Source organism: Stenotrophomonas sp. ATCM1_4 (assembly GCF_004348115.1).
GTDB classification, from domain to species: domain Bacteria; phylum Pseudomonadota; class Gammaproteobacteria; order Xanthomonadales; family Xanthomonadaceae; genus Stenotrophomonas; species Stenotrophomonas capsici.
On the sequence record NZ_QPFB01000006.1, the window covers coordinates 1 to 1,296 of the forward strand.

Annotated in this window: 2 protein-coding genes; both read left to right on the forward strand. The window is 59.3% G+C overall.

Annotation, left to right across the window (positions count from 1 at the left end; translation table 11 throughout):
* Nucleotides 1–281 precede the first annotated feature (281 nt).
* Nucleotides 282–497, forward strand: a complete 216-nt coding sequence (locus ATCM_RS19000) for a helix-turn-helix domain-containing protein (RefSeq protein WP_132866254.1) — start codon at nucleotides 282–284, stop codon at nucleotides 495–497.
* A gap of 411 nt (nucleotides 498–908) precedes the next feature.
* On the forward strand, nucleotides 909–1,296 hold a 388-nt coding region (locus ATCM_RS19005; protein ID WP_132866255.1), incomplete at its 3' end, for a hypothetical protein.

Here is a 1,296-nt window from a genome sequence, read left to right on the forward strand (position 1 = left end):
ATGTGACCGCGCTGCAGAGCACCGGCGTGGCCGTCCCCACCTTCCCGGCTAACAGTAGCGTCACCCTCATCATCACCTGCAGCGTGCCGTAGGTACGGGTCGCCTTTGGCGCCTGCCTGAACCTCCGGTGCGGCAGGAATGGTGCTGGTCTCATTTTGGCCAGAGAGAAGGATGTCTCAACTGGAGGCTACTTCTCGCCTTTGACTACGGAGGTAGGGGGGGAGGGGCGGTTCTGCGTTTCTAGGAAGAGCGTTGGTTTTGGGGCGGGGAAGATGGGAGACATGGCGGCGCGTACCCGCATCGCGCGCTTGCGCGCGGAAATGACGCAGGGGCAGCTGGTTGAACGGATCGGGATGACATGCAGTGCCGTTGCGAACTGGGAAATCAGCACGCGTTCCAACCCGAACATCGCCAACCTCGTTTCAATCGCGATTGAAACCAATGCTTCGTTCGAATGGAAAGCCATAGGGCATGGGGATATGGAACTCAAGGTGTGAATGAACAGTGGCCTTTTGATTCTCAATCACATGGCGCGATCCATCGACGATCTCCGTGTCAGGTAGCGACCGCTTTCCCGTGTTGTCGGCTAATGGGTTGAAGGAAGAGGGCCGGTGCATCCGAAATTCTACTTTTCTCGTGCGACGCTTGGCGGCGCATGCAGGCGTGCAGCGGATTGGACGCCAAGTTCAGGAGGGTCGCTCTGCGTGTCGCCTAACTCAAAATCCATGATGTGGTCGCGCCGTGTTTCATCATGTGCGCTCGCGGGTTTGCTTGCGCTTGTGGCTCCATGGGCATCTGCCCAGACCACAACCAACACAGCGACGGTGGCCCCGCCGGCAGGGGTTCTTGATCCCGCCTGCAACGTTGGCAATCCCTCCTGCAACAGCGCGACGGATACCGACACGGTCTTGTATGAGATCACGTTGGGAAAGCGCTGGTCGGGCGGGGAAGTCGGCAATACGGTTGTCTTGTCCATTGCCGGCGCGGATGTCGTTAACGCGATGGCAGGTAGTTCCATAGCGCCCAGCACGACCACTCAGGCGATCGCCTATGCGCCGGGTAGCGACGCGATCACCCTCACGGAAACCTTCTCCGTTGGCGATGTGGGTGCTTATGCCGTATCGCTGACGTGTAATGGCGGCTTTGTTCCAGTAACGATCGATACCAGCACCAATACCGCGACGGCGATATACCCGGCGCCAGACGCTGGTGGTCTCGCCTGCGAATACACAAATACTGCACTGAGCCAGACGCTGACCAAGGCACTGACCAGCAATGCCGACGGCGATGCCAGCG

What these genes read in the sequence shown, in the direction of transcription:
- ATCM_RS19000 (WP_132866254.1), top strand. Translation starts at nt 282, where the DNA reads ATGGCGGCGCGTACCCGCATCGCGCGCTTGCGCGCGGAAATGACGCAG.